The sequence below is a fragment of the Marivita sp. genome (genome assembly GCF_017643905.1).
GTDB lineage: Bacteria > Pseudomonadota > Alphaproteobacteria > Rhodobacterales > Rhodobacteraceae > Marivita.
In genome coordinates this window covers 1-25,844 of sequence record NZ_JAEPMO010000060.1, presented here as the reverse complement: position 1 = coordinate 25,844, position 25,844 = coordinate 1, and the positions used below count along the sequence as shown (strand labels likewise).

The 25,844-nt window shown below is 60.8% G+C and carries 30 protein-coding genes and 1 tRNA gene; 14 read left to right on the top strand and 17 right to left on the bottom strand.

Annotation, left to right across the window (positions count from 1 at the left end; all coding sequences use genetic code 11):
- From JJ869_RS11225 to bamE, 3 genes are all read right to left on the bottom strand, one after another.
- Positions 1-1,692: ABC-F family ATP-binding cassette domain-containing protein (locus tag JJ869_RS11225; protein ID WP_292267224.1), on the bottom strand; the 1,692-nt coding region annotated here is incomplete at its 3' end.
- A 9-nt stretch (positions 1,693-1,701) separates the two neighbouring features.
- Positions 1,702-2,502, bottom strand: a complete 801-nt coding sequence (locus tag JJ869_RS11220) for a GNAT family N-acyltransferase (RefSeq protein ID WP_292267221.1) — start codon at positions 2,500-2,502, stop codon at positions 1,702-1,704.
- On the bottom strand, positions 2,502-2,957 hold the full coding sequence (bamE, locus tag JJ869_RS11215; RefSeq protein WP_292267219.1) for an outer membrane protein assembly factor BamE: 456 nt from the start codon (positions 2,955-2,957) through the stop codon (positions 2,502-2,504). Before bamE ends, JJ869_RS11220 begins: the two co-directional genes overlap by 1 nt.
- A gap of 87 nt (positions 2,958-3,044) precedes the next feature.
- On the opposite strand from bamE, the gene JJ869_RS11210 reads away from it, so the two are divergent.
- From JJ869_RS11210 to JJ869_RS11175, 8 genes are all read left to right on the top strand, one after another.
- Positions 3,045-3,602, top strand: a complete 558-nt coding sequence (locus JJ869_RS11210) for a DUF177 domain-containing protein (RefSeq protein ID WP_292267216.1) — start codon at positions 3,045-3,047, stop codon at positions 3,600-3,602.
- A 165-nt stretch (positions 3,603-3,767) separates the two neighbouring features.
- A complete protein-coding gene (rpmF, locus tag JJ869_RS11205) occupies positions 3,768-3,974 on the top strand; it encodes a 50S ribosomal protein L32 (protein ID WP_085630687.1) in 207 nt (68 codons plus the stop codon).
- A gap of 25 nt (positions 3,975-3,999) precedes the next feature.
- Positions 4,000-5,112 carry a phosphate acyltransferase PlsX gene (gene plsX, locus JJ869_RS11200; protein ID WP_292267213.1) on the top strand — a complete coding sequence of 371 codons (1,113 nt, stop codon included), beginning with the start codon at positions 4,000-4,002 and terminating at the stop codon, positions 5,110-5,112.
- Positions 5,109-6,080, top strand: coding sequence for a beta-ketoacyl-ACP synthase III (locus tag JJ869_RS11195; RefSeq protein WP_292267212.1), 972 nt, complete (start codon positions 5,109-5,111; stop codon positions 6,078-6,080). Before plsX ends, JJ869_RS11195 begins: the two co-directional genes overlap by 4 nt.
- A gap of 95 nt (positions 6,081-6,175) precedes the next feature.
- Positions 6,176-6,478 (top strand): integration host factor subunit alpha, encoded by a 303-nt coding sequence (gene ihfA / locus JJ869_RS11190; RefSeq protein WP_292267209.1) that lies wholly within the window; start codon positions 6,176-6,178, stop codon positions 6,476-6,478.
- 4 nt (positions 6,479-6,482) lie between these two features.
- A complete protein-coding gene (locus tag JJ869_RS11185) occupies positions 6,483-7,325 on the top strand; it encodes a MerR family transcriptional regulator (protein ID WP_292267206.1) in 843 nt (280 codons plus the stop codon).
- Between the two features lie 71 nt (positions 7,326-7,396).
- A tRNA-Pro gene (locus tag JJ869_RS11180) sits at positions 7,397-7,473 on the top strand.
- 110 nt (positions 7,474-7,583) lie between these two features.
- Positions 7,584-8,663, top strand: coding sequence for a 2'-deoxycytidine 5'-triphosphate deaminase (locus JJ869_RS11175; protein ID WP_292267203.1), 1,080 nt, complete (start codon positions 7,584-7,586; stop codon positions 8,661-8,663).
- Here the strand turns inward: JJ869_RS11175 and JJ869_RS11170 are convergent.
- The 8 genes from JJ869_RS11170 to JJ869_RS11135 form a co-directional block, all read right to left on the bottom strand.
- The gene (locus tag JJ869_RS11170; RefSeq protein ID WP_292267200.1) at positions 8,660-8,812 is read right to left on the bottom strand and encodes a hypothetical protein; all 153 of its coding nucleotides are present in this window, start codon (positions 8,810-8,812) and stop codon (positions 8,660-8,662) included. The genes JJ869_RS11175 and JJ869_RS11170 overlap by 4 nt on opposite strands.
- Before the next feature lie 162 nt (positions 8,813-8,974).
- Positions 8,975-9,646: an SMC-Scp complex subunit ScpB gene (gene scpB, locus JJ869_RS11165; protein ID WP_292267198.1), complete on the bottom strand. Its 672-nt coding sequence runs from the start codon at positions 9,644-9,646 to the stop codon at positions 8,975-8,977.
- A complete protein-coding gene (locus tag JJ869_RS11160) occupies positions 9,643-10,431 on the bottom strand; it encodes a ScpA family protein (RefSeq protein ID WP_292267194.1) in 789 nt (262 codons plus the stop codon). Before JJ869_RS11160 ends, scpB begins: the two co-directional genes overlap by 4 nt.
- Positions 10,428-11,441 (bottom strand): glycoside hydrolase family 3 N-terminal domain-containing protein, encoded by a 1,014-nt coding sequence (locus JJ869_RS11155; protein ID WP_292267192.1) that lies wholly within the window; start codon positions 11,439-11,441, stop codon positions 10,428-10,430. Before JJ869_RS11155 ends, JJ869_RS11160 begins: the two co-directional genes overlap by 4 nt.
- Entirely contained in the window at positions 11,438-12,421 is a 984-nt protein-coding gene (locus JJ869_RS11150; protein ID WP_292267189.1) for an SPOR domain-containing protein, read from the bottom strand. The genes JJ869_RS11155 and JJ869_RS11150 overlap by 4 nt, the downstream gene beginning before the upstream one ends.
- A 74-nt stretch (positions 12,422-12,495) precedes the next feature.
- Entirely contained in the window at positions 12,496-14,241 is a 1,746-nt protein-coding gene (gene argS / locus JJ869_RS11145) for an arginine--tRNA ligase (RefSeq protein ID WP_292267186.1), read from the bottom strand.
- A 56-nt stretch (positions 14,242-14,297) separates the two neighbouring features.
- A complete protein-coding gene (locus JJ869_RS11140; protein WP_292267226.1) occupies positions 14,298-16,103 on the bottom strand; it encodes a sodium:proton antiporter in 1,806 nt (601 codons plus the stop codon).
- Positions 16,104-16,139: 36 nt separating this feature from the next.
- The gene (locus JJ869_RS11135; RefSeq protein WP_292267184.1) at positions 16,140-17,300 is read right to left on the bottom strand and encodes a deoxyguanosinetriphosphate triphosphohydrolase; all 1,161 of its coding nucleotides are present in this window, start codon (positions 17,298-17,300) and stop codon (positions 16,140-16,142) included.
- Between the two features lie 83 nt (positions 17,301-17,383).
- Between JJ869_RS11135 and JJ869_RS11130 the strand changes: the two genes are divergently transcribed.
- Positions 17,384-17,707: an iron-sulfur cluster assembly accessory protein gene (locus JJ869_RS11130; protein ID WP_292267181.1), complete on the top strand. Its 324-nt coding sequence runs from the start codon at positions 17,384-17,386 to the stop codon at positions 17,705-17,707.
- A gap of 27 nt (positions 17,708-17,734) precedes the next feature.
- On the opposite strand, the gene JJ869_RS11125 is transcribed toward JJ869_RS11130, so the two are convergent.
- Together JJ869_RS11125 and JJ869_RS11120 are read right to left on the bottom strand one after the other, a co-directional pair.
- Entirely contained in the window at positions 17,735-18,811 is a 1,077-nt protein-coding gene (locus JJ869_RS11125) for a hypothetical protein (RefSeq protein ID WP_292267179.1), read from the bottom strand.
- Positions 18,812-18,872: 61 nt separating this feature from the next.
- Positions 18,873-19,409, bottom strand: coding sequence for a DUF6749 domain-containing protein (locus JJ869_RS11120; RefSeq protein WP_292267177.1), 537 nt, complete (start codon positions 19,407-19,409; stop codon positions 18,873-18,875).
- A gap of 331 nt (positions 19,410-19,740) precedes the next feature.
- On the opposite strand from JJ869_RS11120, the gene xth reads away from it, so the two are divergent.
- From xth to grxD, 4 genes are all read left to right on the top strand, one after another.
- Positions 19,741-20,523, top strand: a complete 783-nt coding sequence (gene xth / locus JJ869_RS11115) for an exodeoxyribonuclease III (protein WP_292267175.1) — start codon at positions 19,741-19,743, stop codon at positions 20,521-20,523.
- Positions 20,524-20,598: 75 nt separating this feature from the next.
- Positions 20,599-20,841: a BolA family transcriptional regulator gene (locus JJ869_RS11110; RefSeq protein WP_292267173.1), complete on the top strand. Its 243-nt coding sequence runs from the start codon at positions 20,599-20,601 to the stop codon at positions 20,839-20,841.
- Between the two features lie 103 nt (positions 20,842-20,944).
- Complete coding sequence (locus JJ869_RS11105) at positions 20,945-21,082, top strand: hypothetical protein (RefSeq protein WP_292267171.1); 138 nt, start codon at positions 20,945-20,947, stop codon at positions 21,080-21,082.
- Positions 21,075-21,437 (top strand): Grx4 family monothiol glutaredoxin, encoded by a 363-nt coding sequence (gene grxD, locus JJ869_RS11100; protein WP_292267169.1) that lies wholly within the window; start codon positions 21,075-21,077, stop codon positions 21,435-21,437. Before JJ869_RS11105 ends, grxD begins: the two co-directional genes overlap by 8 nt.
- 76 nt (positions 21,438-21,513) lie before the next feature.
- Here grxD and JJ869_RS11095 read toward each other — a convergent pair whose 3' ends face one another.
- Positions 21,514-21,906 (bottom strand): cell division protein ZapA, encoded by a 393-nt coding sequence (locus JJ869_RS11095; RefSeq protein WP_292267168.1) that lies wholly within the window; start codon positions 21,904-21,906, stop codon positions 21,514-21,516.
- Entirely contained in the window at positions 21,906-22,442 is a 537-nt protein-coding gene (locus JJ869_RS11090) for a hypothetical protein (RefSeq protein ID WP_292267166.1), read from the bottom strand. The genes JJ869_RS11095 and JJ869_RS11090 overlap by 1 nt, the downstream gene beginning before the upstream one ends.
- Before the next feature lie 238 nt (positions 22,443-22,680).
- Between JJ869_RS11090 and tkt the strand changes: the two genes are divergently transcribed.
- On the top strand, positions 22,681-24,726 hold the full coding sequence (gene tkt / locus JJ869_RS11085; protein WP_292267165.1) for a transketolase: 2,046 nt from the start codon (positions 22,681-22,683) through the stop codon (positions 24,724-24,726).
- A 301-nt stretch (positions 24,727-25,027) separates the two neighbouring features.
- On the opposite strand, the gene JJ869_RS11080 is transcribed toward tkt, so the two are convergent.
- Complete coding sequence (locus JJ869_RS11080) at positions 25,028-25,318, bottom strand: hypothetical protein (RefSeq protein WP_292267162.1); 291 nt, start codon at positions 25,316-25,318, stop codon at positions 25,028-25,030.
- A gap of 45 nt (positions 25,319-25,363) precedes the next feature.
- A partial coding sequence (locus JJ869_RS11075; RefSeq protein WP_292267159.1) for a DUF808 family protein occupies positions 25,364-25,844 on the bottom strand: 481 nt, incomplete at its 5' end.

The window sequence follows — 25,844 nt, the reverse complement described above, 5'->3', positions numbered from 1 at the left end:
GTTTGGATCGGACATCAGCTCTTCCAGCTTGGCAATTTCGGCTGTCAGGCGGTCGATCTCGGCGGGCAACTCTTCCAGCCGGTGTTTTTCGGTGAAGCTTAGGCCGGATTTCGATTTCGGTGCCGAAACAGGTTTCGAAACCGGTTTCGACACGGGTTTCATCGTCGCGTTTTCGGCCTCATCGTCGCCCCTCTGTGCGCGATAATCGCTCCATCCCCCGGCATAAACGGTGGCGCGGCCCCGCCTCTCCATCGCAACGGTGGTTGACGCCACGCGGTCAAGAAAATCGCGGTCGTGGCTGATCAGAAGGACTGTGCCGTCATAGTCACCCAAAAGATCCTGCAAGAGGTCGAGCGTTTCGACATCAAGATCGTTGGTCGGTTCGTCCAGGACCAGAAGGTTCGACTCCCGGGCCATGATCCGTGCCAGAAGCAGCCGCGCCTTTTCTCCGCCTGACAGGGACCGCACCGGCGCACGCGCTTGCCGTTCGTCGAAGAGAAATTCCTTGAGGTATCCCACCACGTGTTTCGGCGCGCCGCGGACCATGATCTGATCCGCCTTGCCCGACACCCGCATTTCGGGATCGCCGGTCAGGTTTTCCCAAAGGCTCAGGTCTTCGTTCAACTGTGCCCGGGTCTGGTCAAAGACGGCAGGCACCAGATTGGTGCCAAGCTTGACCGTGCCCTCGTCCGGAGCGATTTCGCCCATCAGCATGCGGATCAGGGTGGTTTTGCCGATTCCGTTCGGGCCGACAAAAGCCACCCGGTCGCCGCGCGGCACGGTCAGCGAAAAAGTGCGGACGTTCTGGGGGTCGCCAAAGCTCTGGGTCACGCCCACCGCCTCGATCACCTTGCGGCCGGATTTCGGACCGGAGGCGAGTTCCATCGCGGCGGTGTCCTGGCGCCGGATCATCGCGGCGCGTTCGCCGCGCAGGTCCTGCAGGGCGCGGACGCGTCCCATGTTGCGCTTGCGCCGGGCGCTGATTCCCTCGACAGCCCAACGTGCCTCGGACTTGATCTTGCGGTCCATTTTGTGGCGCTGAAGATCTTCATCTTCCCAGGTCTTGTCCCGCCAGGCCTCGAATGTGGCAAATCCCTTTTCCTGCCGCCGCACCTCTCCCCGGTCGATCCAGAGCGTTGCTCGGGTGAGTTCGGTCAGGAAGCGACGGTCGTGGCTGATCAAAACAAACCCTTTGCGGGTGCGCTTCAATTCGTCTTCGAGCCACCCAATCGCCTCGATGTCGAGGTGGTTGGTGGGTTCGTCGAGCAGCATCAAGTCCGGGTCCTGCGCCATCAGCCGCGCCAGCGCCGCGCGACGGCGTTCGCCGCCTGAAGCGGTCTCGACCGCGCGGGCGGGATCGAATTTGAGCCCCTCGCCCGCACGCTCCACCTTGTAGAGTTCTGAAGGATCAAGCCCATGCATTGCATAGTCGCCAAGCGTTGCGAACGCGCTGAGATCGGGGTCCTGTTCCATGTAACCGGTGCTGATGCCCGGCGGCACGATGCGGTCTCCCTTGTCGGCTTCGACGCGCCCGGCCATCACTTTCATCAGGGTGGATTTGCCCGACCCGTTTCGCCCCACAAGCGCAACGCGGTCCCCGGGCTGCACCACAAGGCTGAGATCATGGAACACCGGCTCACCACCGAAGGTCAGCGAGATGTCGTTGAGCTGGAGAAGAGGAATGACGGCCATGCCGCCGCGCTACGGCGCGGCGCGCGCAAGGTCAAGGGGGTTGGTGGTATCGACCTGCGCGGCGCGTGCGACGGCGCGCAACCGCGCCTTGCGGGCTTCCGGCATGGCGTCGACGGCAAGACCTGTGAAGACGTGCAACGTGTCGAGCTGGAGGTCCCGAACCGCATGGTCACTGACCCAGCCGCCCATGCCCAGATAACTGCGCAGCAGGTTCGGTAAGCTGTTTGTGACGGCACCTGTCCGGGGCAGATCGACGGACAGCGAAGACAGACGTTTCGGGCGAAGCCTGTCCGGGCCGAGATGGTGTGCGTGCAATGCGGCCAGCGCCGGAAGATGGGGCTCAGGGTCGGCACCGGGAAATGAGCTGCAGCCCATCATCATGCCCACGCCGTTGCGATCCACAAGAACGCCAAGCGCCGCCCATGCCAACCGCAACGCAATCACATCGGTCGGCCCTTCGGCCTGACAGAACCGACCCAATTCAAGATAGGCACCCGGATGGGCACGCAGCGGTGCAAGATCGTAGAACTGTCCCGTGTAGCTGCCGCCCAAATCCGCAGCATCGTGGATAAGGCGGACGCGGAAGGCCACACGCGGCGTGTCTTTCCCGGACCAGACAACGCCATGCAGAAACCCGTCGTCAAACGCGTCTTCATCGTCCAACCCGTGGCGAAACGCCTTGGCGCGCATGGCAAGCGCGGCGCGGCGCACCTCGGGGGCGTCGCTGATGACGGCGCGGTGGCCGTTCAGGCACAGCGACACGGGGGCTGTCTCAGCCGCGACGGGATACGCCGCCGCCGCCAAATCCATCAGTTCAGGAAGTCGGCTGCGTTCAATCCGCCGATATTGCCGAAGAGTTTGCGGATGAAGCTGATGTCCCCGTCGCCCGACCGGGTGATCCGACGCGCAAGCGGTACGACCTGACCGTCTTCGAGACCAAAGCGTTCGATGTTCTGGACCACGCCTGCTGAATCGAAGGTGATGGCCAGAACCTCGCGGTCGACAACTTCCGGTGCTTTCCAGGCGAAGTGCCGGACATCGCTTTCGATGTAGTAGAAACCGGATTCGTTCAGAGTTCCCGAGGTTGAAGGAACGCCGATCAGATCCTCGACCGTGCCCCGCGTGTCGACGCCGGGGACGATCTGCTGCAATTCATCTTCGGAGGGGACATAACCATGCGTGCGGTAGCGGGCCGTGCAGCCGGCAAGGGCAATGCACAGGAGCGTCACTAGCCCGATCCTGACTGTCGATTTGATGCCCTGCATGGCGCCTCTCTTGCGTTGGCGTTCGCTGCCTTTTATCCCGATTACACGGCCTTGGGCCTGCGTTCAAGCAAAGGGTGCACACAAGATATGCCACAACAGGTTCTGAAACCCGGAGAATTTCGCGTCAGCGACCTGTCGAGCCGGCGGGAAACTCCGTTCGACTTGCAGCCCGATGCAGAGGTTCGGGCCAAGATTGCGGCGCAGCTAAATGTGCTGGGCGTGAAGAAATTGCGCTTTACCGGCGAGATTTCGCCAACAGGCGCGCGTGGATGGGCCTTGACGGGGCAGCTAGGTGCGACCGTGGTGCAGCCTTGCGTCGTGACGCTTGATCCGGTGACCACCCGGATCGATGAACCGGTGGAGCGGCGGTATCTGCCTGCCGAGTATTTCGACGATGTTGAACCCGGTTCGGAATCAGAGATGCCAGAGGACACCAGTGCCGAACCCCTGGGTACGATTATCTCGGCGCAGGATGTCATGGTCGAATCGCTTCTGCTGGCCCTGCCGCTTTACCCCCGGTCCGAAAATGCCGAACTGGGGGAAGCCGTGTTCACAGAGGACGGCGTGGCACCACTCAAAGACGAGGACACCAAGCCGTTCGCTGGTCTTGCCGCCTTGCGGGATCGGTTCGATGAAAACTCGTAAAGAAACCCGCCAGAAAACGCTTGCGGATTTCACGATTGCCCCTATGTTCGCGCCTTCATCTGAGGTGGGGTTGTCACCCGGCCCGGTTTCCCCTTAAGAGGCCGGACACACCCAAAACGCGGCATGGCGAGCATGCCACAGATTATAGACAATTGAGGTTGAGACATGGCTGTCCAACAGAACAAAGTATCCAAGTCGCGTCGCAACAACCGTCGCGCACATGACGCTCTGGTTGCTGCTAATCCGAACGAGTGCTCCAACTGCGGCGAACTCAAGCGTCCGCACCACGTATGTCCGTCCTGCGGCCACTACGCAGACCGCGAAGTGATTGCACAGGCCGACGAAATCGACCTGGACGAAGACGCGGCATAAGTCACGATTGGGCGAAACCCTCCGCATGACCTCGTTGCAGGATCATAACAAGGTGGGGAAAACGCCAATCGTGCTATCTATCGACGCCATGGGCGGCGATCTGGGGCCGGAGGCTGTAGTCTCCGGCATGTCTCGTTCTGCGAAGGCGAATCCGGATATCCGGTTCCTCGTTCACGGACCCGAAGAAAAACTCGCAAAGCTGATCGAGCGGACGAAGGCACTGGCCGGACGCTGCGAGATCAGGGATGCCTCGGGCGTTGTGTCGATGGAAGACAAACCCAGCCAGATCGTGCGGCACGGTCAGGACACGTCCATGTGGGCAGCGATCGAAGCGGTCCGCAACAAGGAAGCGACGGTCGCGGTGTCCTGTGGCAACACGGGCGCGCTGATGGCGGTGTCGATGATCCGTTTGCGCAAATTGCCGGGGGTGAACCGCCCAGCTATTGCGATTCTGTGGCCGTCGCGCAATCCGCAGGGTTTCAATGTGATGTTGGACGTTGGCGCCGATGTGCGTGCCGATGCCCAAGACCTGCTGCAATACGCTTTGATGGGTGTGTCATACGCCCGCAACGGCCTTCGGCTGGAGCGGCCGCGTGTCGGCCTGCTCAATGTTGGCACCGAAGAGCACAAGGGCAAGGCCGAGCTGAAAGAGGCGCATGAGCTGATCGCCCGGATGGCCGAGAAAGCGCAATTCGATTTTGTTGGATTTGTCGAAGGTGGCGATATTCCCGGTGAGGCCTGTGATGTGATCGTCACCGATGGCTTCACCGGCAATATCGCCCTGAAAACCGGCGAAGGCACGGCGTCGCTGATCGGAGATCGTCTCAAGGAAGCGTTCGCCTACTCGCCCCTGTCGCGGCTGGCCTCGCTCTTGGCTCTGACATCGCTGCGACGTCTCAAGAAAAAGATCGACCCGCGCCGTGTGAATGGCGGTGTATTCTTGGGTCTGAACGGAACGGTCGTGAAATCCCATGGATCGGCGGACGAGACAGGCGTGTCTGCCGCGATCAAGCTGGCGGTACAACTCGCGCAATCGGGCTTTTCCGAACGGTTGGCCGCGCGCCTTGCGTCGATCACCGAAAGCGCGACCACGATCATCGAAGATAATAAAAAAACTGACGAGGAGAGCCCGAAATGACCATACGTTCGGTTGTCGTCGGGCTGGGTCATTACCTGCCCGAGCGCGTGGTCCCGAATTCCGAATTCGAGGCAACGCTGGACACGTCCGACGAGTGGATCAAGTCCCGCTCCGGGATCGAACGGCGGCACTTTGCGGCTGAAGGCGAGACCACGTCGGATCTGGCCACCAAGGCAGCCAGAAACGCGCTTGCCGATGCCGGGCTGACGGCGAATGATCTGGACGCCATCGTGCTGGCCACCTCCACGGCCGACCTGACATTCCCCTCTGCCGCGACCATGGTTCAGGCCGCTCTGGGCATGAACCGGGGCTTTGCCTATGACGTGCAGGCTGTCTGCGCCGGGTTCATCTATGCCGTGGCCAATGCCAACGCGCTGATCGTGTCAGGTCAGGCCAAGCGGATCATGGTGATCGGGGCGGAAACCTTCAGCCGCATCATGGACTGGTCCGACCGGTCCACCTGCGTTCTGTTCGGTGACGGCTCGGGCGCTGTGATCCTCGAAGCGCAGGACGGAATCGGCGACAAGACCGACCGGGGCATCCTGTCGGTAGATCTGAATTCCGACGGGCAGCACCGCGATATTCTCTACGTCGATGGCGGCGTCAGCACCCAGACCACCGGCTTTCTGCGCATGCAGGGCAAGGAAGTCTTCCGGCATGCGGTGGAAAAACTGGCCCAAACCGCGACCACCGCGATGGAGAAAGCCGGAATCGCCAATGCGGACGTGGATTGGATCGTCCCACATCAGGCCAATATCCGCATCATTCAGGGCACCGCCAAGAAACTCGGCTTGTCGATGGACAACGTTGTGGTCACCGTGCAGGACCACGGCAACACCTCTGCTGCCTCGATTCCTCTGGCCCTGTCCGTGGGTGTGGAACGCGGTCAAATCAAACGCGGCGACGTGGTGGTGACCGAGGCGATCGGGGGTGGTTTGGCCTGGGGCGCTGTTGTTCTGCGCTGGTAGGCAAAAAACCTTTCTAAATAGCCACCTGCAAGCCGTTGATATTGACTCGGAAAATCTCAAAGCGCATGCTGCTCTGAACCGGGGAGGTTTGTGCAATGGGACAAAAGACACTGACGCGTATGGACCTTAGCGAAGCCGTGTTTCGCGAGGTAGGGCTGTCGCGAAATGAAAGCGCGGATTTGGTCGAGACGGTGCTGAACCACCTGTCCGACGCTTTGGTTGCGGGTGAGCAAGTCAAGATATCATCCTTCGGGACATTCTCCATCCGCGACAAGGCGGCGCGTGTCGGGCGCAACCCGAAGACCGGCGAAGAGGTTCCCATCAATCCGCGTCGTGTGCTCACCTTCCGTCCCTCTCATCTGATGAAGGACCGCGTGGCGGCTGGCAACAAGGGCTGACCGCATGAGCAAATCCGCAGACGCCTTCCGCACAATCAGCGAAGTGGCAGAGTGGCTGGACACCCCGGCCCACGTTCTGCGGTTCTGGGAAAGCAAGTTTACGCAGGTGAAACCCGTCAAACGTGCGGGCGGGCGTCGATACTATCGCCCTGCGGATATGCGCCTACTGGGAGGCATCAAGAAGCTTCTCCATGATGACGGCATGACCATCAAGGGCGTTCAGAAAATTCTGCGTGAACAAGGCATTAAACACGTTTCTTCGCTTTGTGAATTAAGCTTGAGCGAAGAGGAAGAAGCGGATCTCGCCTATCTCGACGAAGCGGTCGAAGCCGAGCCGGTTGATACGGTCGTGCCTTTTGCGAAACCGGAACCCACAATGGCGGAGCCGGTCGTCGAGGAAGAGATTTCCGAGGAAACCGTCGAGGCGCTTTCAGTCGGGGACGACGAGCCTGTTGCCATGGCCGAAGCGGAGGTTTCGGAACCACTGGTTCCGGTAACCGAAGAACCAGAAATTGCTGTGGCTCAATTCGTGGAAGAGGCTGCCCCTTTAGAGCCAGAGCCTGAGCCAGAGGTTGCGCGGGAACCCGAGGTGACGCCTGCCCCACCGCCAGAACCGCAGACCGCGCTGCCCGGCTTTCTTCAACGGTCGTTGGCAGATCGCGTGGCGGCAGAAGAGACCGGGGCACCCAAAGATGTTGTGGAAGAGATAGCCGCACCGGCTGTGGCCGCGCCGGCAGAGCCGATTCCAAGCGCGCTGACCCATCTCGCGCGCATATCGCGTCTGTCGGCTGATCAGGCGGCACAGATCGCGCCGATTCTGGAGCAATTGAAAGCCCGTGTGCGATAACACCCTCAAGCGCCGAGCGGTCGAAATTCGCACTTGCGGCCCGGAGCAAAACCGTTATGACAGGCCGCAGTCGGGCTATAGCGCAGCCTGGTAGCGCGTCCGTCTGGGGGACGGAAGGTCGCAGGTTCAAGTCCTGCTAGCCCGACCAATCAACACACAGCTATCAATTCCGCGTTCTCTGCAAGATGTGGGGAAAAACGCCTCGCACGGGGCGCAACGGCTTGCTATGCAAGACGAACTGCGACGAAGGGGGTTCCGATGACAGGTGTTTTGGCCAATCAGCAAATCACGGGTCTGATGGACCGGCGTGTCATTACAGCGTCGACGCCCTTTGTCGAAGGACAGGTCCAACCCGCCAGTCTTGATCTGCGCTTGGGAAATATCGCCTACCGCGTGCGTGCGTCATTCCTCGCAGGCAAGGGTCGGCGGGTTGAAGACCGTCTTGCCAATTTCGAAATGCACCGGATTTCCCTTGAGGGGGGCGCGGTGCTGGAAAAAGGCTGTGTCTACCTTGTGCCATTGATGGAGCGGCTTGCCCTGCCCTCCGACATCTCTGCAGTCGCCAATGCCAAAAGCTCGACCGGGCGACTTGATCTGTTGACGCGAACCATCACCGATGAAGGCACAGAATTCGACCGCGTGGTCCCCGGCTATTCCGGTCCGCTCTATGCCGAGATCTGCCCTCGCTCGTTTTCCGTGCTGGTGCGTCCGGGCATGCGCCTTAATCAGATCCGGTTCCGCAATGGTCAGTCTGTGCTGTCAGACGCCACGCTGCGGGCGTTGCATGAAGAGCAAACATTGGTGACGGGTGGACCAGCGGTGACAAGCGACGGGTTGGGTTTTTCCGTCGATCTGAAGCCTCAAACAGGCGATCTGGTGGGCTATCGCGCCAAACCGCATACCGGGGTGATCGACCTCGACAAGCTGGGGCATTACGCGCCGTCCGATTTCTGGGAAGAGGTACGGACAACAAATGGTCAGATCATCCTTGATCCGGATGCGTTCTACATCCTTGTGAGCCGGGAAGCCGTGCATATCCCACCCGACTATGCCGCCGAAATGGCACCATTCCTTGCGATGGTCGGGGAGTTTCGCGTGCATTATGCCGGGTTCTTTGATCCCGGTTTCGGTCATGATGCGGCCGGTGGCACAGGCTCACGCGGCGTGCTTGAGGTGCGCTGTCATGAGGCGCCTTTTGTGCTGGAGCACGGGCAGATCGTCGGCCGTTTGGTCTATGAGAAAATGGATCAATCCCCGAGCCAGCTTTATGGCGCGGGGATCGCATCGAATTATCAGGGACAGGGGTTGAAGCTGTCCAAACACTTTGCGGCGGTTTAACCGCGCGGATTTTGCTTCTGAGCCTCTACAGGCTTCTTTCGCTTGGCCAGAGCGTTCTGGCCGGCATTCATGCCAGCGTTGATGCCGGAATTGATCACACGGCGTATCACTGTGCGCATAACCATGTTGATAATCTGATTGAGGTTCATGTCGTCCTCCATTTGCTGCGTCTGCCTCAGGGGGGAGATAGGCGACAAATGCGACGATTTTCAGGCATTGTTTCAGGAAATGCGCATCTTTTCGCGAAAAACCGGTCGGTTTGGGCGCGCGATGGGTCGACGCATCGTATCTTTCCGTTAACGGAAAAACGCTCAGTCCTCGAAGAGTTCGGACTGGCCCTCTACGGTCTCTTCCTCGGAATCCACGTCGCCTTCGCCCATCTGCGGAAGCGTTCCGGGTGGCGGGCGGTTTTCCAGCAGGCCAGCGGCCCGCAATTCCTTGAGCCCTGGAAGGTCGCGCGCGGATTCGAGGCCGAAATGGTCCAAAAAGTCCTGCGTCACAACAAATGTCACCGGGCGACCGGGCGTCATCTTGCGTCGGCCAAAGCGAATCCACTCCATTTCCAGAAGCTGATCCACCGTTCCGCGGCTGACCGACACGCCGCGGATTTCTTCGATCTCGGCGCGGGTGACGGGCTGGTGGTAGGCGATGATCGCCAGCGTTTCGATGGCGGCACGGCTGAGTTTGCGGGTTTCGACCGTTTCCTTTTGCATCAGAAACCCAAGGTCCGGTGCCGTGCGGATGGCCCAGGCATCGCCCACCTTGACCACGTTCACACCCCTGCCCTCGTAGCGTTTGCGTAGGTAGACCAGCGCCTCGGCGGCATCTGATCCGTGCGGCATGCGGTCGTTGAGATCCTTGACCGTGACAGGTTCGGCCGTGGCAAAGAGGATCGCTTCGACCATGCGTTCCTGCTCGCCCATGGGCGGGGCTTCGAAGAGGCTTTTCTCGACTTCGGTGTCGATATCGGTGTCGTCGGTCATCGTCCGTCTCTCCGGCGCAGTTCAATGGGCGCGAAGGTGTCGGATTGGCGCAGCTCGACCTTGCCTTCCTTTGCAAGTTCCAAGGACGCGGCAAAGGTCGCAGCCGTGGCCGACCGCCAGCGCACCGGGTCGGCATCCCAACCGTCCGGCATATAGCTTGAAATGTCGGTCCAAGACCCGGCAAAGCCGATCAGCCCGCGCATCCGCTCCAGCGCCTGTTCCATGGTGAAGACCGCGTCTCGGTTCATCACGAAAGGGCGGAATTCGTCCTTGGTGCGGATGCGGGCATAGCCTTGCATCAGGTCAAGCAGCGTTGCGGTGTATTCGACCTTGCGTACCCGTTCGACGTCTTGAGTGATCCCGCGGGCAAAGAAATCGCGGCCCAACTGATCACGGGCCATCAGCTTCGCGGCCACATCGCGCATCGCCTGCAATCGTTCCAACTGAAACGCCAGATGTGCGGCAAGGTCTTCGCCGGACGGGCCGTCTTCGGTGGGATCGGGTGGCAGCAACAGGCGGGATTTGAGAAACGCGAGCCACGCTGCCATCACAAGGTAATCGGCGGCCAGTTCGATGCGCAGCGCCTTGGCCTTCTCGACAAAGCCCAGATATTGCCGCGCCAGTTCCAGGACAGATATCTTGCGCAGGTCGACTTTCTGAGTGCGGCTGAGTGTCAGAAGCAGGTCAAGCGGGCCTTCGAAACCGTCAACATCAACGATCAGCGCTTCCGCCGCCAGCCGATCCGCGACTGAGTTTTCAAAAATGTCCGATGTCGCATCGTTCATGCACCGCGCCCTTGCTCCAGTTCCGCAAGCTTGGTTTTTAGGGCGGCAATGTCAACATCCTGAGGCTGGGTTCGACGCGCCAGCGCGGCCTCGGCACGGGATTGGCTGGCGTCGGGCATCGTGCCAACGCGGTCCATCAGGGCAATGCGTTCGGCCAGATCTCCGTTGCAGTGCAGGATCACGTCGCAGCCAGCGGCGATGGATGCAGCGCCCCGTTCGGGGACGCTGCCCGAGAGCGCCTGCATGCCGATGTCGTCGGTCATCAGCAGGCCGGTAAAGCCCAGATCACTGCGGATGCGTCGGATCATCGTCGGCGAGGTCGTGGCGGGTCCTGTTTCGCAAAACGCGCTGTAAACCAGATGCGCCGTCATCCCCATGGCCACATCAGCAAAGGGGCGGAAGGCCGCGAAGTCGACCTGATCCAGCGTGTCCGCGGGCACGTCGATGCGCGGCAGGTCAAGGTGGCTGTCCATCTGCGCAAGACCGTGGCCGGGAATGTGTTTGATCACTGGGAACACACCGCCCTGCTCGTGGCCTTCGACCACAGCGCGGCCAATTTTTACCACGTGGTCAAGATTTGAACCGTAGCACCGGTTGCGCAGGAAAGGATGGGTCTCGGGGCGGGCGATATCCAGAATCGGTGCGCAGTTCGCGTCAATGCCAAGCGCCATCAGTTCATGCGCGATGATCCGGTAGCGCAGGCGCATGCCCGCTTCGGCATTGGGGCCCAACAGTGTCACATGATCCAATGGCGGCAGCCACTCGGTGACCAATGGCGCCCGCAACCTTTGCACGCGGCCGCCCTCCTGATCGATGAAGATGGGGGCGGTCCAGCCGACTGCTGCGCGTAGGTCCGATGTCAAAGCGCGAATCTGATCCGCGCTTTCGAGATTGCGGACGAACAGGATGAACCCAAACGGATTGGCATCGGCAAAAAATGCGCGCTCTTCCTTGGACAAGCGCACGCCATCACAGCCGAAAATGGCCGCTCCGAACGGTTTGGATGTCACCGGCTGACCACGGGGATGCAGTCCGCACCCTCGGCAACAAGGGCAGCGCAGAAGCGCCGCGACTCGCTCAGGTCCTCGAACCCATGTGCGCGCAGGCGGTAAAACACACGACCGCCAGAGGTGGCTTCTTCGATCACGCGCTCCTTGTCGCCAAGGTATTCGCCAAACCGGGCCGACAGCTTCGTCCATTGCTCGCGGGCGATTTCAGGACTGTCAAACGCGCCGAATTGCACCAGACGGGTGCCTGCCGGAATGGCACTAGGGTCTCGTTCCGCGACGCCAGCGGACACATCCCGCGCCGCTGGGGACGACAGGGATGCGAGTTGAAGTCCCGCGGGGCGCTGCGCTGGCCGCAACGACCGCGCGACACCGGGAACCGACTGCGGAATGACGTCCGCGGACGCCAGCTCTTCCGTTTCGGCCGTGCTGTCGAACACGCCAGTTCCGGGCGCCGGGGCGATTTCCGTGAAGGGCGTTGCGTTTGCCGCGATCTGATCGGCCAACGCCTTGATCGGGTCATCTGCATTCGCGATACCGGTCAGCGACAGTGCCGGAGCCTGCGTTGCGGCATCCTGCTGAAGTGCTGCAAGCGCAACTTCTTCCTGCGGAGTGAGCGCGCGTGTGTCCGTGATCTCGGTCACGATCATATCGTCTTCGGTGATATCAAGCGGACGTGGGGCCAGAACGATCTGATCCGGCGGCGGCGCCGAGGTGCCAAGTCCGGCGACGTCGTTCACCGCCAAACCTTCGTGGCGCGCGATCTGTCCACCGGGATTCTCCGGAGCGACGCGCATCGGGCCTTCAATCGCCCGAACCACGGGCACGCCCGAAACGTCGCGCATGATCAACCGGTATCCCCAAACTGCCACACCAATCACCAGTGCCAGCGACATGGCCGCGCCCAGCCAATTGGCTGTCGTGGCCAGGTTGCCAGACGTCCCTTCCCCGCGTGCGGGGCCCGTCATATGCATGTCTGCCATGTCCGCCTCATTGTCCGGCGGACGTTGCCACCGGTGGTTTCTTGCCTTTGCCTCAACCGGCCACGGCGCTTTTGTCAGCGCATTTCTTCAACCGGAGTGACACCCAAGATACCAAGGCCAGCGGAAATAACAACAGAGACGGACCGCGCGAGGGCGATTTTCGCCTGTGTGGCATTGGTGTTGCCTTCCTGCAAAAAGCGCAGTTCGGGAACATCGTTACCCTTGTTGTAAAGTGCGTGCAGATCCGACGCGAGTTCATAGAGGTAGAATGCAACCCGGTGCGGCTCGTTTGTGCGGGCTGCGATCTCGACCAGACGCGGCCATTCGGCCAGCTTGCGCGCCACGGCGAGTTCGCTTTCGTGGGTCATGCCGGACAGATCGACCTTGGCCAATGTAGCATCGTCGACCGCAACTCCTGCTTCGATTGCTTTGCGCAGCACCGAATTTACCCGTGCATTGGCGTATTGCACGTAAAAGACCGGGTTGTCCTTGGATTGCTCCAACACCTTGTCGAAATCGAAATCCAACGGCGCGTCGTTCTTGCGGGTCAGCATGTGGAACCGCGTGACGTCGGGGCCGACCTGATCGACCACGTCGCGCAGGGTGACAAAGGTCCCTGCCCGCTTGGACATCTTGAACGGCTCACCGTTCTTGAACAGCTTCACCAGCTGCGTCAGCTTGATGTCGAGCGGCGTCTTGCCATCGGACAGCGCGCTGACTGCCGCTTTCATCCGTTTGACATAGCCGCCATGATCGGCGCCGAAGACGTCGATCAACAGGTCATAACCGCGCTGCACCTTGTCATAGTGATAGGCGATGTCCGGCGCGAAATAGGTCCAGCTGCCGTCCGACTTCATGATCGGGCGGTCCACGTCATCGCCATGGGCGGTGGATTTGAACAGAGTCTGTTCGCGCGGTTCCCAATCCTCGGGTGTTTTTCCCTTGGGCGGTTCCAGCGTGCCCCGGTAGATCAGGCCCTTGTCGTCCAGCGACTTGATGGCCGCTTCGATAAGCCCGGTGCCATACAGAGATTTTTCGCTGAAGAAGCGATCCATCTCGACACCCAGCAAAGCGAGATCGTGCCGGATCAGCTCCATCATGGCGTCGGTGGCGAAGTTGCGGACCTCTTCCAGCCACTCTTCTTCGGGGGCCTCGAGGAACTTGTCACCGACCTTGGATTTGAGCGCCTCACCCACCTCGATCAGATAATCGCCTGGATAGCTGCCCTCGGGCCAGTCGACGCTCAGATCATGCGCTTCCTGATACCGCAGGTAGACCGACCGGGCGAGCACATCGACCTGTGCGCCCCCATCGTTGATGTAATACTCCCGCGTGACGTCATAGCCCGCGTAATCGAGCAGCGACGCCAATGCATCGCCAAACACCGCGCCCCGCGTGTGACCGACATGCAGCGGGCCTGTGGGGTTGGCGGACACGTATTCGACGTTGACCTTCTTGCCCTGCCCCATATCGGATTTGCCATAGGCCATCCCGTCAGTCAGGATCGCTTTGGGCAATGTCTGCCAGACCGCATCTCCGAGCCGCATATTGAGAAAGCCCGGACCTGCCACCTCGGCGCTTGAAACGCGCGGGTCATTGGCCAGCTTGGCTGCCAGAGCCTCTGCGATGTCGCGCGGTTTGGCACCGGCAGGTTTTGCCAGCACCATTGCGGCATTGGTGGCCATGTCGCCATGCAGCGGGTCGCGCGGCGGTTCGACCGTCACGTTGGCAAAATCAAGACCGTCGGGCAGCGCACCGTCCGCCACCATCGCGTTCAGGCTGTCGATCACAAGCGCCCGGATATCGGAGAAGAGGTTCATGTCACACGTCCTTTGTTCGGGACGTCCTCTACCACCTTGGCGGGCGGCGTCAAACCTCAGGCTTGCTCTTCGACTTTGGCGCGATGCTCTTTCATCGGGAGCATGGCGATCAGACGGGTTCCGCGCGCGTCCTTGGGCGTGTCCTTCGGCCCCAGAATGCGCAGCGTGCCGCGCGGGCCGATATCGGCAATCGGGATGCCTTCTGGATGGGTCTTGTACCAATCCTCCAGGGTGAATTCCTCAGACAATGTGGTGGAGCGGAATTCCCAACCGTCCCACATGCGGCGTTGCACCTGCCAGTAGGTCTCGCCTGCACCGATGGCCCGCCCCCCCAGTTTGGGTGGGAGCGCATATCGGGATGAATCTGCTTTTTCGCGATTCAACTGATAGACGTTTTCGCGCCCGAATTCTGGCGCAAGGTCAGTTGCGACAAGTGTGTTGTAAGCGTCATTGTCGGTGGCCACGATCACGGTTTCATAGGCCATCAGGTCCAGTCGGTGTTCCGCCCCCTCGGACAGAATATCCCCGGTGTAGATCTGCAATCCCGCCTCGCGCGCGTCGCGCAGATGGCTGCGGTTCGGGTCCGAGATCATCACCGGAAGGTCGAGCTTTTTCAGCAGCGTTCCGAACTCCACCGTCCAGCGGTTACCGCCCACAAGCAGCACGACGGGTGTGCTGGATGCATTGAGGCCGAGAAACCGCGCGAAAGGTTTCAGCGTGAAGCCATGCAAGACCACGGTGCCTGCGACCAGCGCGAATGCGAGCGATGAAACCTGCGCCGCGTCTTCGATCCCGGCTTGCACCAGACGGTCCCCGAACAGCCCCGCCACGGCAACCAGCACGACGCCACGCGGGCCGGTGAAAGCCACCAGCAGGCGTTCGGCCCACGGCACGTTCGAAAACGCGAGTGAGACCAGCACCGTCAAAGGTCGTGCGATCAGGATCACCGCGACCACGGTCGCCAAGGTCTGCCAATTCATGGCAAAGAGCGTTTCGCGGGTCATGTTGGCGGCCAGCAGGATGAACACGCCCGACACGAGCAGGATCGTTGCGTGTTCCTTGAAGCGGTGCATTTCGGCATGGCTGGGAAGGTGCGCGTTGGCGATCCAGACGCCCATGATCGTCACCGCCAGCAGCCCGCTTTCATGCAAGAGCGAGTCGGACGCTGCAAACGCTGCCAGAACGCTGACAAACAGGACCGGCACCTTCATGTATTCCGGCACCCACCCGCTGGAGAAGGATTTCGCAATGCCCCAACCGGCGGCAAGGCCAACCAGAGTGGCGACGACGATACCGATGGCAAGTTCTGTGATGGCCTGTTCTACCGTGGTCGCGGTCTGCCAAACAAGCACCACCTCGAAGGCGAGAACGGCCGCGAGGGCACCTGCCGGGTCGTTGACGATGGCTTCCCATTGTAAAAGCGCCGCCGGTCGGCGTTTCAACCGCGCCTGACGCAAGAGTGGTGCAATCACGGTCGGGCCTGTGACAATCATGATGCCGCCAAAGACCGCCGAAGTGGCCCAACTCAGCCCGCCGGCATAGTGCAGGACAGATGCCGACATCAGCCAGCCCACCGGACCGCCGATGATGACCAGCCTTTTCACTCCCACGGCGGCATCGGTCAGGGATTTGAAATTAAGCGTCAGACCCCCTTCGAAGAGGATGATTGCCACGGCCACCGCAACAATCGGTTGCAGCAGATCCCCCATTGCGACAGAGGGATCAAGGATGCCAAAGACGGGCCCCACCAGAAGTCCTGCCAGCAACATCAACACGATCGCCGGAAGATTGAGCCGCCACGCGAGCCATTGCGCTCCGACGCCCAAAGCGCCGACCAAAGCAAAGGCGGTGACCGGATTCATGCCGGCGTCTGCAGGTGTTGCCACGATGTTTTCCTCTTATGACCTTGCGGAAATCACGTCCGAGCCTGTCAGGCGCGCATGCTCCTGCAGGGCAAACCGGTCGGTCATCCCGGCTATGTAATCCCCGACAAGCCGTGCGAGTTCCGTCTCGGTTTCAATTTCTGCAACATCCTTGCGCCATTGCTTGGGCAGAAGGGCCGGATCGGACATAAAAAGCGGGAAGAGTTCGTTGATCACCTTGGTGACCTGTGCGCGCATCTCGACCACGCCGGGCGCGCGGTACATGCGGTGGAACAGGAATTCGCGGATCACCTTGAGGTCAGACCAGAGCGCAGGGGTGAATTGCACCTTCATCCGCCCCGCCGCGCGGATGTCCTCGGGCGATTTGGGGTCGAGCTCTTTCAGATTGGCGCGGGTTACGGTGATCACATCGCTGACCAGAACGCCGAAGAACCGGCGCAGCGCCTCATGGCGGCGGCGGTAGTAATTCAGGCCGGGGTAGATGCGATCTACTTCAGCAAAACAATCACTTACGATCGGAAGCTCAGCCAGTTCGTCGGTCGAGAACAGCTCTGCCCGCAGGCCATCATGCAGGTCGTGGTGGTTGTAGGCGATGTCGTCGGACAAGGCCGCGACCTGCGCCTCGGCGCTCGCATGGGTGTGCAGTTCCAGATCGTGCCTTGCGTTATACGCCGCCAGCGCGTGCGGGATTGGCTGCTTCACCGGACCGTTGTGTTTTGCAATGCCTTCAAGGGTTTCCCAGGTGAGGTTCAACCCGTCGAAATCGGCGTAGTGCCGTTCCAAGGCGGTGACGATGCGGATCTCCTGCGCGTTGTGATCGAACCCGCCATAGGGCTGCATCAGCGCATCCAGCGCATCTTCCCCCGTATGACCAAAAGGCGTGTGCCCCAGATCATGCGCCAGCGCCACGGCTTCGGTCAGTTCCAGATCAAGACCCAAGGTCTTGGAAATGGTGCGCGCCACCTGTCCAACTTCGATGGAATGGGTCAGGCGCGTGCGGAAGTAATCGCCCTCGTGTTCGATGAAGACCTGTGTCTTATGCTTGAGCCGTCGAAATGCCGAGGCATGAATGATCCGATCCCGGTCCCGCTGGAAACAGGAGCGAAAGGCGCTTTCCTCTTCGGGGTATAGCCTGCCGCGCGACGTGGCCGGATCGCATGCAAATTGCGCCGTCATGTTCGACCGCCTGTTCTTGTTCCCTGTCCCGACTGCCCTTATATTCAGATCACGGAACAATTCAAAGCGTACCCGAGGGTGACATGCAGCTTCCACCGAAAGTGACAGATCGTGCGTTCGAACGTTTGTCCGAGATCGGCGCCAGTGCCGAGGGCAAAGCCCTGCGTATCGCGGTTGAAGGCGGTGGCTGTTCCGGGTTCCAGTATGAGATCAAACTGGATGAACCGGCGGAAGACGATCTTGTGCTTGAAGGGCATGGTGAACGCGTTGTTGTGGATTCGGTGTCCCTGCCGTTTCTATCAAACGCGGTGATCGACTTTTCCGAAGAACTGATCGGCGCGCGGTTCGTGATCGAGAACCCGAATGCCACATCATCCTGTGGCTGCGGTACAAGCTTTTCGATGTAAGGATCGGGGGCTGCGGCCCTCTTCCCATCAGTGCAAGGCGTTCGGCGTTTCGGCGCGGGCGAAGCCGTGGAAGAAGTCCTGGAAGTGTTTAGACGAGGTTTCGGCCTGTTCAAGCACGCGCATGGCCTCGGGTGACAGCCGGTCTTCCATATAGAGACGCATGCTGATCCAATCCCCGCTTCGGGCATCGTCCAGGCTGAACATCGCTTCTGACATCTCGCGCATGGGTGTGGCGCGGCTGACATTGTGGTCGAACCGCAACCGGTCATAGACAAAGCCCTTGGCGAAGGCGGTATCGCCGACCAAAGCCTGATGCCAGTTGCACACCAGAAATTCGTGGTAATCGTCCTGAACGCTGACGGATGGGCCATCGGTCACGGTGAAGAGCGCCGTTTCCCGTTTCAGCCAATCGGTCCAAAGCACGGGCGGCACGTCTCCGGCGTAATGCATCGCGATGCAAATCTCGGACAAGAGATCGGCGTTCTGTTCGATGAATGCGAGGATTCCGGCAAAGTGCAGGCTACGCTTGGCGTCGGCGTCAAGCTGCGGGTCGCAGCGGCCATATTCGCTGAGATAGAACACAAGATGTGTCAGCTCATACGCGGCTTTCTTGTTGGGCAACGCGAAGGTGTCGGACCGTCCCATGAAGTAGCGCGCGCGGTCTTCCAGCGTCGCGTCCTCGCCCTTTGGCGCCATATCCCGCCGTGCCATCAGCCGATGCGCTTCCATGCGTTGCAGATCGGACAGTTCAGCGCGCGGCAAATCCCGGGCCTGCGCCCAATGGACAATGCGCTCTCCGTGGTTTCCGGCCATACCGAGGTCTTCGAGGTCGAGCGTGATCGACAGGAAGAACCGGTAGTATTGTGGAAAGAAGCGCAGGCGCTTTTCGACCGATTGGTAAAATTCCGCATAGGCGTCGAGCGCGGCATCACCCGGACGTGTGCCCGTGCATTCCAGAATGTTCAGAATTTCGGCGTTTTCCTTGAGCCAGAACACGTCATCGCCATGGCGGCGGTGTTCGGCAAAGCAGCTCAGAAGCGCGCCAAGGCGCGCTTCTTGCGGTGTGATCCGGGACGGGGGGGTGAAAGTGATGACATTGGTCATGGTTCAATCCTCCTTGGGGGTATCAAGGGACAGGCCTCCCCGCCCCGGGTCAAAGCGTCGATCAAGAGCCGGACGTGAAAAGCGCGCAGCCCTCGCCATCGGTTGTGGTTTCGGCGGTCACCGGGCTCGAACCCGAAGTGAACGCTTCGACAGCGTCGCCGGTGCGGGCATCGGATGTGGCCGGCGCTGAGCCGGAGGTGAACGCTTCGACGGCGTCGCCCGTACGAGCGTCCGATGCGGTCGGCGCTGAGCCGGAAGTGAACATTTCGACCGCGTCGCCGGTACGAGCGTCTGATGTGGTCGGTGCCGAACCGGAAGTGAACGCTTCGACAGCATCACCAGTGCGGGCATCGGATGTGGTCGGTGCGGAACCGGATGTGAAGAGGCCTGTCGCATCGCCCATCAGAGCGGTTGCGCTGGTTGCCGGAGCAGAGCCGGAGGTGAACATCTCGACGGCATCGCCCATTAGTGCATCGGTCGATGCGAACGGCGCGGAACCCGATGTGAACAAAGCTGTTGCGTCGCCACCGTGCATGTCGGAAATTTGCTGATCTTGCAGAAGGTTATTGGTAATCTGAAGTTTGCGAACTGCGGTCATGTTTGCCTCCTCTGGCTGGTTTGATGATCTGAGGCTGGCACGTAAAAATTGAATTTGAGAAGATAAAATATCGTTAAACGGGTATCGAAAAGACTTATCCACATGAAGATTCACTCATAGGTTGTTTCTGTCGAATGGGTCCTGAAGTTATCAACAGACTTCAAAATTCTGGGGATAAGTTCATGCGAGCACAGATGGCATGCCGTTTGTGCAAGTCCCGCAGCGTGTCGAGGCGCGAATCTCTGGCTCCAATGTCACTCGATTCGACACGATCGGCGCTTGTCTGGACCGGTCCTCTTTGGGATAGAGGGAGCAATCGGGGAGACATCAGATGAAAATCGCCACGTTCAACATCAACGGGATCAAGGCGCGCCTGCCCGCACTGACGGATTGGCTGCGCGACAGCGCGCCGGATGTCGCGCTGCTGCAGGAGATCAAATCGGTGGACGAGGCGTTCCCGCGCCAAGAACTGGAAGATTTGGGGTACACCGTGGAAACCCACGGTCAGAAAGGGTTCAACGGCGTGGCGATCCTGTCCAAGCTGCCGTTGGAAGATGTCACGCGCGGCCTTCCCGGTGACGACAGCGACGAACAGGCGCGCTGGATCGAGGCGACGGTGATCGGGGCTACGCAAGCCGTGCGGGTGTGCGGGCTCTACCTGCCCAACGGAAACCCGGCGCCGGGGCCGAAATACGAGTACAAGCTGGACTGGATGAAGCGGCTGGAGGTGCGGGCGCGGGACCTGCTGGCCGACGAGATGCCAGCGTTGATGGCGGGCGACTACAATATCATTCCACAGGCAGAGGACGCGGCCAAGCCCGAGCAATGGACCGATGACGCGCTCTTCCGGCCCGAGTCGCGCGCTGCCTTCCGCCGCATTCTGAACCTTGGCTTTACCGAAGCCTTCCGCGCCTGCAACCAAGGTGACGGGCATTATTCGTTCTGGGATTATCAGGCGGGCGCATGGGAGCGGAACAACGGCATTCGCATCGACCATTTCCTGCTTACACCCGAATGCGCCGACTTGATGACAGAGTGCTGGATCGAAAGCGCGGTGCGGGGACGCGAGAAACCGTCGGATCACGTCCCGGTCTGGGTGTCGCTGGCGGCCTGATCCTCAGCACTGGCTTGCGGAATACCAAAGCCCGGCATACATCTTTTGCAACGTCCACAACCGGAGAGCAGCGCCATGGCCATGCAAGCGCAGGAAATCGAAGACCTGATCCGCGCAGAGTTTCCCAACGCCAAGATCACCATCACCGATCTGGCCGGCGACGGAAATCATTACGCGGCCGAGGTGATCGATGAAAGCTTCAAGGGCATGAACCGGGTCCAGCAGCAGCGTGCCGTCTACGCCGCCCTCAAGGGCAAGATGGATGGATCGCAGGGCGAATTGCACGCGCTGGCGCTCACCACGAAAGCACCGGCCTGATGCCCGCGCGGCTCTGGAATATCCTGATGATCCTGTCGATCGGTCCTTTTGCCGATGCCACGTGGTGTCGTCCGGCAGAAACGGCCCGCCACACAGGCGCAGCATGATCGACTTTCTGACCAACACCTGGCCAATGTTTGCAGCCATTGGCCTTGTCACTGTGATAACTGTCGGCGCAACCATGCCGTATATCCGTAAGGATCGGAAACGCCGCGAAGAGATGGAGCAAGAGAATGACTGATGCGAAACAGATTATCGAAGAGACCGTGAAGTCGAATGACGTGGTGCTCTACATGAAAGGTACCAAGACGATGCCGCAATGCGGATTTTCGAGCAAGGTGGCTGGCGTGCTGAATTACATGGGTGTCGAGTATGCCGATGTGAACGTGCTGGCGGACGAAAATATCCGTCAGGGCATCAAGGAATATTCCGACTGGCCGACGATCCCGCAGCTTTATGTCAAAGGCGAATTCGTCGGTGGCTGCGACATCATCACCGAGATGACCCTTTCGGGCGAATTGGACCAGCTCTTTGACGAGAACGGCGTCGGCTATGACAAGGACGCCGCCGAGAAGATCCGCGAAGCGAATTCCTGATCGGTTCGTTTCTCGCGAATGACAAACGGCGCCCTGATGGGCGCCGTTTTGCGTTTGGGTCTGAGGCTGTGTCGCCCTACACTGCCTTTTCTTCCACATCGCGGGCCAGAGCTTCGGCACGTGCCGCGATTTCCTGAAGCGACTCGGTCACGTCCGTTGGCACCACCGGCACCTCGATCCGTTCCGGCTGGGGCGGCGGCGCGTCCTTGAGCGCCCGCAGTTCCGACAGGTAGGCGGCTGCACGGTCTTCGCTTTCGCGCAGCTTGTCCTCAAGACCCGCCGTCTTGTCCGCAAGCATCAGCCCCGCCATGAGGAGCATCCGCGCTTCGGGGATACGTCCGACCTGCTGCGCCAGAACCTGTGCTTCGGTGTCGAGCATGCGGGCCGCAGAATGCAGGTATTGCTCTTCGCCTTCCTGGCAGGCCACATCAAAACTGCGACCGCCGATGGTGATTTCGACTTCGGGCATCAGTTCGCCTCCTCGGTTTCAGATGCAGCTTCAAGCAACGGCGTCAGGGACGCGATGATCGCACGGGTCTCGGCCGCCTCGACCGAGCGGGCGGCGCGCAGGCCTTCCAATTCGGCCAACATCGCCTTGTTGATCAGATGCGGTTCGCCGACATTCTCGGCCAGTGCCTTGCGCAGTTCTTCGTTCGTGGCGCGCAGCATCTCGTTGGACTGGCGCAGGCGCTGGAGATCCAGGTCCAGCGCCGCCACATCCACCGTGGGTGCCGCTGGTGCCGGTGCCGCTGCTGCTTTGATCGCTTCGATCTCTTGTCGGTGGGTTTCGTGGAGCTTGCGCACCCGCTCTTCCAACTGGGCGTTGGCCAGCTTTTCCTCGTCCAGCGCATCCTGCAGGCGCGCCACCTCTGCCGGGTCGATTCCCGGCTCTGCGGGCACCTCTGGAGCGGCCTGCGCCGCACGCTCTTCCAGCCGGGCCACACCTTGTGCCACCCGGTCCAGCGCGGCCGTTATGCGATATTGCAACTCGTCAATTTGGGTCATTTGCCTGATCCCCGTTTGTTGTGCGCCCACCGTTGGCGAGACACCGCCAGACGCATTTTTCCGTGCTCTCGAAACGAATCGCTCCGTCCTCTTAATGTGAAAGTTTAACAATCCGCGTTCGAAAATGCGCCCCCTTATGCACATATGGCAAGGCTGTGCCGCTTGAACTCTGCGTTGACGCTGGTATGAGCGCCCTCAACGACCCCTTTTGCCCCCATCATGAAGGACGAGACGGCCCGTGGATATCGAGACCCTCAAAGCCCAGAACCCCGACCATTGGAACAAGGCGGCTGCGATCCGTGCGCTGACGCTTGATGCCGTGGCTGGCGCAAATTCCGGACATTCGGGCATGCCCATCGGCATGGCGGATGTTGCCACCGTGCTTTACGAGAAGCACCTCAAGTTCGACGCCGCCCATCCCGGCTGGCACGACCGCGACCGGTTCATCCTGTCGGCGGGTCACGGATCGATGCTGCTCTATTCGCTGCTTTACCTTGTGGGTGATCCCGAAATCACGCTGGATCAAGTCAAGAATTTCCGCCAATGGGGCGCGAAAACCGCAGGCCATCCCGAGAACTTTCTCGCACAGGCGATCGAGACCACAACCGGCCCGCTGGGTCAGGGCATCGCCAACTCGGTTGGCTTTGCGATGGCGGAAGAAGCGCTGCGCGCGCGCTTCGGCAAAAAGCTGGTCGATCACTATACATACGTGATCGCAGGCGACGGGTGCCTGATGGAGGGCGTCAGCCACGAAGCCATCGGCATTGCAGGACGTCAGGAGCTGTCCAAGCTGATCGTTTTCTGGGACAACAACAACATCACCATCGATGGCACGGTTGAGCTGTCCGACCGCACCGATCAGGTTGCACGCTTTACCGCTGCGGGCTGGCACGTGCAGGAAATCGACGGTCATAATCCGGCAGAGATCGACGCGGCCATCACGGCGGCCAAGGCGGACAAGCGCCCGTCGATGATCGCGTGCAAGACACATATCGCACTGGGTCACGCGGCGCAGGACACCTCCAAGGGTCACGGCGCACTGACAAACGCGGACCAGAACGCCGCCGCCAAGGCCGCTTGGGGATGGACCACCGGTCCGTTCGAAGTGCCTGCCGACATCAAGTCAGCCTGGGAAGAAATCGGTCGTCGCGGTGCGGCAGACCGTGCAGATTGGGACGCACGCTTGGCCGATATGTCTACGGCCCGTCAGGCTGAATTCGCCCGTACGATGGCCGGTGAAGCGCCGAAGAAGCTGTCGTCAACCATCAAGGCGCTGAAAAAGCAGATCAGCGAAAGCGCGCCTAAAGTGGCCACGCGCAAAAGCTCGGAAATGGTGCTTGAAGTTGTCAATCCGATCCTGCCGGAAACCTTTGGCGGCTCGGCTGACCTGACCGGGTCGAACAACACCAAGACCGGCGATCTTGGCGTGTTCGACGTGGACAATCGCAAAGGCCGCTACATGTACTGGGGCATTCGCGAACACGGCATGGCCTCGGCGATGAACGGCATGGCGCTGCATGGTGGCATCCGCCCCTATGGCGGTACGTTCATGTGTTTCACCGATTATGCCCGCCCTGCGATGCGCCTCTCGGCCTTGATGCAGGTGCCGACGGTCTACGTGATGACGCATGACAGCATCGGTCTGGGCGAAGACGGCCCGACCCACCAGCCGGTCGAACATCTGGCGATCAGCCGCGCCACGCCGAACACGCTGGTGTTCCGTCCTGCCGACACGGTGGAAACCGCTGAAGCCTGGGAAATCGCATTCACGCAGACAAAGACACCTTCGGTGCTGTCGCTGACCCGGCAGAACCTGCCGACGGTCCGGACCGAACACAAGACCAAGAACCTCACGGCGCAAGGCGCCTATGTGCTGGCCGATGCCGAGGGCAAGCGTCAGGCGATCCTTATGGCGACCGGCTCTGAGGTCGAGATCGCGATGGCGGCGCGTGATATCCTGCACGCCGAAGGGATCGGCACGCGGGTGGTGTCGATGCCCTGCTGGGAGCTGTTCGAGGAGCAGGACGAAGCCTATCGCAAGCGCGTGTTGCCGGGTGGCCCGGTGCGCGTCGCGGTCGAGGCGGGCATCCGCTTTGGTTGGGACCGCTGGCTCTACGGCGAGCGCGGCAAGCGCGAGAAGTCGGGCTTTGTCGGCATGCACGGGTTCGGGGCGTCGGCCCCTGCGGAAACGCTCTACGAGAAGTTCGGCATCACCGCCGAGGCCGTGGCGCAGAAGGCGCGAGATCTGGTCGAGGGCCGCTGGCAGCCCGACCCGCGTGCGTAAACTGGTTTTGGGCGGCCTCCAATATCGGGGCCGCCCGCCTGCGATGCATCGATGCATCGCCCGAACGCGTTGACGCGTTAGCAATCTTACAGACCCGCTGATGCCGAGGACCACCTTGCGTCGACGCAAGGAAGAAACGCATTGACGCGTTTCAGGCACCAAAACCCGAAGCCTGCCGACCCTGCTGCGTCGACGCAGCATGAAAACGGCTTGAGCCGTTTTCGCAACATAGGGTTACGTGGTCGCGCGCGCTGCGTCGACGCAGCGACACAACGCGTTGACGCGTTGTGCGCTTCGCATGTTACCGAAAATGCGTGTCCCGACCTGTCGGCCAGGCGCGCTGCGACAGGCTCGAAGGATCGCGCTGCACGATGAGGCGCACAGGGTCGCGGTTGCAGAACACCACCAATTGATCCCTGTTTTCGACCAGCGTGAACCCGCGCCGCTGCACCTCGCGCAGGAAAGCGTCGCGCCCGACAACCCGTTCCACATCTCGGGCCGCGCGGTGGATCACACCGCCCCGACCAACCGCCTTGGCCGAAAAGACGTTGCGCAACCAGGTGTCGGGATCAAGATAAGAAGGTATCGTCATCCCGCCTGCATACCCACAACAGGGTTAAGACAGGATTAACGCGCATCAGACACCTTTCGGCATCACCGCCGTCCAGAGCGGACCGACGATCTTGACCCCGATCGGGATCAGGATCAGGCCCCAGATGAAACCCAGAACAAAGTCGATGCCGGCCGTCACAGCCCATTCGACAAAAGCCTGCCCTGCCCCGATGGCCACCGCGACGTCGTGGATGGCATCCTCGGGCCCATGCAAGCCCATCTGCGCGATGGAATGCACGATGATCGATCCACCGACCCAGAGCATCGCCGCCGTGCCCACCACGGTCAGCATCTTGAGCAGCCAAGGCATGAACTTGACGATCCCGCGCCCCAAGGCACGGGTCAGCCCAAGCCGCCCCACCTGCGAAAGCCAGAGGCCCAAATCGTCCATCTTCACGATCACCGCCACCGCGCCATAGACCGCCAGCGTGACCATGATGCCGACAAGCGCCAGTGTGGCCCCCTGCATCCAGATGTTGCCTTCTTCGATCACCGAAAGCGCAATG